The following is a 6329-nucleotide window of genomic DNA, read 5'->3' on the forward strand; positions in this document are numbered from 1 at the left end:
GGCCAGCCGCTGGGCTGCCCGCTCGATCTCACGAAGATCCAGCCGCCAGCGCTGCTTGTGCTTGTAGCCGCGCACAGCGACATCACCGACGATGACATGGTTGCTGCTCTGGAACGCATACCGGGACAGATTGAGGTCCGGGGCTGCACGCACCAAACAGTCCGCGGTCCGCTCGGTCAGGATCCGGCGCGCCTCCTGCGGCGAGATCAGCACGAGGCGCAGGTGGTCGTGACGACGCCGGCTTGCCCCGGTGCCGCAACTGGCGGAATGGTAGTGAAATGCGTGAACACGGTGTCTCTCCTTGAATCGGTGAAGGGTGCCTGAGCGGCGCGAAAATCCGGGGCTGCGACTGAGCGCACGGAGGGCTGCGGCACCTGTCCTGTCCAGAGGTCCACGAAGCGCGCTTGGGCACAAGGCACGCCGACCGAGGCGGAAGAGCCGGAAGTACCACGTCGATTCCGGTGTGCAGGACGGTCAAGATGGCTCCCATCCACCGGTCAGGGAAGATCTACCGGCCTCCTCGGTGGCCTCTCGGGAGCGGGAATCGATGAGGAAAGTGGTGCGCTCGCTGTGCTCCACCGGACGACGGGCCGGGAGAGGGACCGCCCACAGGCCGGCACCGGCCGGCTGCTCCGTACCGTCTGTTGCTCCGAGACGAGCGACCCACTGCTCCAGCAGAGCACCAGCATTCGCGCCGTTGCCGGGCCAGCGCCCGATCCGGGAGCAGGCTGCGAGCCAGTCGCCGAGCCACAAGCGCCCCGTGCGGCGGCCGAGCTCTGTCAGCAGGATCCCGGTCGCCGCAGGGGCTCCGTACGCCACGGCCGTCTCCCGCAGACGCATCTGCCAGCCGTGATCCACCAGAAGACGGGCAACGGCGACCGTGTCGGGATAGGTGATCAGTGCGTGTGCTGTGACGGCGGACGGTGAGCGGCCCGTGAGCGAGGACAGGAGAGCGGTCCGTGCGTGCCAGACGGCCTCCTGCTTCCATCCCTGCACCTGCCACGACCACACCATCGCGGCAGCCAGTTCCACCACCGCACGAGCCTGAGGATGAGTGCGCAGCAGAGCGGTGTGATGCTCGTGGGCCGAGAGGACCTCAGGCAGAGACTCAAGATTGATGGCGCAGGCCCGCTCACAGTTGGCCAGCAGCCACCTCCGGTGCCGACGGCAGATGTGGCCGGCTGCCTCCGGATATACCAGGACGGGCTGTTGAGGTGACCAGAAGCGGCCGCAACATTGCAGGCAGGCCGCCACCCATGCCTTCCCCGGGGCATACCAGGCCGCCCGGGGAACAGGGCCTTCCTCAAGCCGCTCGTGCGTGAAGGCGAATCCAGGGAGCAGAGCGGCGAGCTGGGCTACTGAGGTACCGGTGAAGCGGGCGAAGGCTGCCCGTGCAGGCGCGTTGAGATACAGCTCCAGCCCGTTGCGCGGCGTTCCGGTGATCCCGGCACTTAGTGGTCCTGTCATGACGCCGCGGACCAGGTCCTGGACGGACATGCGGTATCCGTGGGCGAGCCGCCGGCTCCAGGAGCCAGTCAGCTCCCCAGCAACGGGCGGCACCTGCACCAGCGCACGAGGCACAGCAGAGACTTCCACAGTCAAGTTCCTTAGAGAGCGGGGGACCACGCCGGTGGCACGCGGGAGACGACTCGGGCCAGGAAACGAAGCAGAGAGGAGAAGAAGGGGGTGCACTGGCGCCAGGAACCTGTTGCGCCCGGATCCGGCCGAGGCCTCACAGACCTGGTCGCAGTCAGCAGGTGTTGCTCAGCTGTTGGTATCCCGGCGAGAAGCGCGTGAACCCTTCGTTGCCTGCACGTCGAGGATGACCTTCGACAGAGACTTCTTCGTGATCGCCTGGCTGCCGTCCAGGACGGCGCAGATCGCGGCCTCACGTACGAGCTGGGACAGGCTGGCCAGCACGCCTCCCGTCCGCAGATGGATGTAGTCCGCGTGGCGTTCGAGAGTCCCGGCCCGGTGGCGTTTGAGTCGCAACGCCGACTCCACCTCTCTCAACAGCCTTCGCCACACCTGTTTCTGGTGCTCGGTCCCATTGAGCAGAGGAAGTGAGCGCAGGACCTTGAACCTGGCGGCGAGCTGGGCACCGCGCGGGCCCGTCAGCAACGGCGCCGTCTCCACATCCACACCAGCCAGAACAAACGTTGCGGGGATCCGCTCTGCCAGCGACTTCAGCTGGTCGGACGTGTCGGCCCCCGGACGTGTCCGGGTGTTGAGAAGGTGCACATCATCGATGAACACGATCTGGGTACCCCGCTCGCACAGGACGGCGCACACCGCGTTGGTGATCGTGGTCTCGGTCATCCCATCGTGCACGGGAAGACACAGAAATCGTGCCAGTGCCGTGACGAGCGTCTTCGGCGTATACGAGGGAGGGATGCCGAGGAATGCGACCGGCAGGGTGTCAGCACGGTCGGGATGCTGGCGCCGGTACTTGAGCTCAAAGCTCCGGGCCATCTCCATAAGAGTGGTGGACTTCCCCGTACCAGGGGGACCGGAAACAATCAGCCCACGTCGCGCGGAGCCCTCCTGATGACGGTTGAGGACCAGGAGCACCCTCAATTGCTGCAGACTCTGCTCCATGGAAGCGGTCGTCAGCGTCACGAACTTGGAGTGATAGTCCAGCTGGGAACGGCCCGTCCACGTCGGGTCACTCACCGGCAGAGCAACTTCACGCTGCTGCGCAAGATAGGACCTCCACCGGAAGTAGGTGACGATCGGATTGCACACCGACCCTTCGTCCCCCAGACCTCCCTCGGGAGGGAACCCCGTGCCTACAGCAACCACTGGTCCTCCTCCGCGCTCGCGTCCGTACGGACAGCGGAACCCCCCGAAGCCGCGGGGACGTCTCCCAGCGGCGCCCCGTCCCAACCGGCCAGAATCTCGTCGTCCTCGTCCGGAACAGTCTCGTCGTCCATGTCAGGCGCCTCGTACACACCGGTCAGCCCGAACGACAACGTCGGAGCGCTCAACAGGTCCAGCCCCGCCGCCGGCACAGCCAACGTCTGGACCGCACGGGACTTGGCCACCACACGCTGCTCGCGGCGCGACAGATTCCCGTTGCCCGACGCCCGCTTCAGGAAATCATCCAGAGCCAACGCAAGCTGCGCCTCGTGCTCATCACGCCCCTGGGTCCGTTCGACGACCTTGCACAGGTGCTCCCAGACATGGTGGGTGAACGGCTGGCTTACCTGGGTGGCATGGATCCAGGGCACCTCCCTGAACCCTTCCGGAAGGCGCACCCAGATCCGAGTCACGTCGTAGGGGTTGTAGTGCACCTCCCAGAGGCCCTTCTGCGCTCCCACACCGGAGCTCTCGCCGCGGGACCCGTTGAGACACTTGTCGTCATACGTGCGGTAGTCGAACCTGATCCCGTTGTCAGTGATCGCCTGCCAGCGCACCGGCAGAAGTTCCACGTAATCGTCCGTGCCCAACGGCACCGGCACATACCCCACCACCGGCAACAACGCCGCCCACATCTCACACGGAGTGAGAGCCTTCTTCGGCATCAGAGGATGGCGCAGGCCTTCATGCGGACGGTGATGCCACAGCACCAACTGCTCATCCAGGAGCTCCTGCAACTCCCGCAAATTCCACAGCTTTTCCTCACCTGCCTTCGAACCACGCTCGGACAGGTTCGATCCGATGTAGCCGGGTACCCACTGCCAGTACAACGAGTTCAACGAGCCGAACGTCCGCTCCACGTGGCCCTTGGCCGGCCCGTTGCCCGGCGGGACGGGCTGCAACGAGATCCCCAGGCTCTCGCACGCGGCCCGCGTAGCGGGCGACACGAAGACCTTGCCCTGATCAACCACGATCGTCTCGGGCACGATCACCGGACGAGCCGCCGCCTCCTCCAGCCGCCTATCCAGGCTGACCAGCCGTTCATACGGGATGACCGACGCGGACATACGCAACGCCTCGTCCCAACCAGGCTGCATCACCTTCGGGGTCATCATCTGCGCCAACAGCACCGCAATGTCCGTCAGTTTGCTTCCCGGCGGACGCAAAATCGCCCACAGGCCTCCGATTGCCACATCCAGCGCCGTAGTCAGCTCCGGACGGCCCACCACTCCGTCGTCCAGAGCAACCAGCACATCAAGCGGCGTGCTGTCCATCATCACCAGCTCACCCGGACGCAACGCCACCGTCCGGGCGAACGGCGGAGCAGGCCGCGACGCCCGCGAACGCCGCTGCGCCACCGTCCCCTCCAGTCCGAGCTCCCTTTCCAGCTTGCGCAGAAGCTTGTTGAACGTCGACTGAGGCGGCGCCTCCACCACACCCACGCCGTGTGCAGCGTCCAGCAGCCACTGGCACTGGCGGTGCATACGCTTGGCCCACCCCCGCGAACGGGATCGCGACTCCTCCTGCCGCAGCAGCTTCTCCAACACCGCCAGCACCCGCTTGTCGGCGCGGTCCAGCAACGAAGACCCCCGCTGCTTGGGCACCAGCTCCCACACGCCGCCCCGGCCGTACCGCTCACGCCACCTGCGCACCGTGGCCCGGCTGACCTTCCAGCCCGACGCCAGCAACTCGTCCGCCTTCGCCAGCTCCCGCTGCTCCAACGTCGTGCGTGCCGGGTCGTACATTTCCCGCACCGGCCCGCGACCGCCCGGCACCGGATACCCGGTCTCGACCTCACGGACATGCCGTTCCATCGAGAAAGCCCGCTCGCGCACCTCCTCCGGCAAAGTGGCCAGCAGACCGTACTGGGGCGCCTTCAGTGGCGACGGCCCTCCGACCACCTCGAATCCCGGGCTGCTGAACAGTGCGGACAGCCCGAGCACCGCCATCACGCCAGTGCTGCTCTGTTCGGTCAGCCAGACGCGTCCCGACTCCAGACCGCTCACCGTCCACCGGCGACCGTCGAAACGAACTTCCCCGTCGATTTCCAGCACGGGCCGCGTCACAGCTGCCCCTCCGTCTCCGGGTGGGCCGACACCGTCATGACGCGCTCATGGAGCGGCCGGTTGAGAGCTGTACTCAATACACCTCTCCACAGCGCATGGAAGACAGCCGGCCACACCGCGATCGGGTCACCCAGCAGGCGCACACCCTCCACCAGGGGCCTCAGAACGCGGAAACACTCCGTGACGCGGGACAGCCCGTCCGGTGCACACCGCGGATGCCGGTATCCGGCAAGCCAGCGGACGTTGGCTTCGACTGCCGCGGAAGGCGGGCCCACCAGCCTGTAGTGCCATCCAGCTGCCTCGGCCGCGGACTCGACATGCAGGGCCCGCCGGACCAGGCGCCGACCGGCACCGCGGGCACCTGCACAGTCGATGAGCACACCGCTGCCATTGGCGAGCCTCGCCATGAGATGCGGCGCATGTGACACCACGTTCCCGCCCCGGCCCCGCCACATCAGTTCCACCGGCCGGCAGGCGACAGCAATCACCTCAGGGTCACGGTCCAGCAGCATCACCTGGGTCCGCATCGCCCCGAACCCGTAGTGCACGTGACGCCCGGACGTAGCCATCCACCACCAACCCGGAGCGATGCGCCGCCCCTTGAGTACCGGGAACTGCTGAACAGGGACGCACTCCTCCAGCGGATACTCTCCGGCCGCTTGAAGCCATGGAGTCTGATGCTCCTGGCCGGCACCATCCACATACCGGGCCTCCACCAACGCCGGATCTACCCGACGGGCACCGAAACGGGGCAAGGAGGCGGCAGCGGGCGTCAGCAACGCCGGCTTCTGCGCGGACAAGGGGATCACGAGATTGAAGGCCCTTCTTGAGGCAGGGACACAGATCAGGCGCCCAGCGGACGTCTTCTCGCTGGGGCGGGGAGCGGGCAGCGGGCACAGCTTCGGACTCCGGCATGAAGGCATGCCGGATCCGCACCAGAGGCAACGGCCAAAGCGTCGAGAATCACGCAAGGCCGATGAATGCCTTCGACGTCACCAGCGCCTGTCCGGAGGCGGACACGACGGATCGCTCAGTGTGAAAGGCAGGGAAAGGAACGCCGGCGCCCGGCACGCGGGCAGCCAGGAGAAGAACGAACACCTTCGTCGGCGAAGGTGCGCGAGCATGACAGCGTCAGCGGCCCTCGGGGGACCTCAGGAGTCGAGCTCCGTCTCCCTGCTCCGACGGCAGGGAGCATGACGACGATGATCCGCGCGACCCCTCGGCGCGATGCAAGCGGCCGCGCGGCGTATGCGTCAGGCCGGGTCAAGCGACACGAGGGTCGCCAACTGGTCGAGGAAAGCGATGTACTGACGAGGCGGGAGAGACCTCAGCTCCTGACGCGTCATGCCCATCACCGTCCCCTGCTCCACCGCCGGCCGCGGCTCGGGCTCAGGCGCCCTGGCG

At 66.7% G+C, this 6329-nt stretch carries 4 protein-coding genes and 1 pseudogene; all 5 read right to left on the reverse strand.

Annotation, left to right across the window (positions count from 1 at the left end; translation table 11 throughout):
• Nucleotides 1–213, reverse strand: a pseudogene (locus IH13_RS0127565) (endonuclease VII); the annotation flags it as partial.
• Nucleotides 214–474: 261 nt separating this feature from the next.
• Nucleotides 475–1497, reverse strand: coding sequence for a hypothetical protein (locus IH13_RS41345; RefSeq protein ID WP_420713402.1), 1023 nt, complete (start codon nt 1495–1497; stop codon nt 475–477).
• Between the two features lie 267 nt (nt 1498–1764).
• Nucleotides 1765–2745, reverse strand: a complete 981-nt coding sequence (locus IH13_RS0127580) for an AAA family ATPase (RefSeq protein WP_234433411.1) — start codon at nt 2743–2745, stop codon at nt 1765–1767.
• Nucleotides 2746–2789: 44 nt separating this feature from the next.
• Nucleotides 2790–4913 carry a DDE-type integrase/transposase/recombinase gene (locus tag IH13_RS0127585; protein WP_031088686.1) on the reverse strand — a complete coding sequence of 708 codons (2124 nt, stop codon included), beginning with the start codon at nt 4911–4913 and terminating at the stop codon, nt 2790–2792.
• 8 nt (nt 4914–4921) lie between these two features.
• Nucleotides 4922–5734 carry a TnsA-like heteromeric transposase endonuclease subunit gene (locus tag IH13_RS38590; RefSeq protein WP_234433412.1) on the reverse strand — a complete coding sequence of 271 codons (813 nt, stop codon included), beginning with the start codon at nt 5732–5734 and terminating at the stop codon, nt 4922–4924.
• Between the last annotated feature and the right edge of the window lie 595 nt (nt 5735–6329).

Source organism: Streptomyces sp. NRRL WC-3549 (genome assembly GCF_000721935.1).
GTDB lineage: Bacteria > Actinomycetota > Actinomycetes > Streptomycetales > Streptomycetaceae > Streptomyces.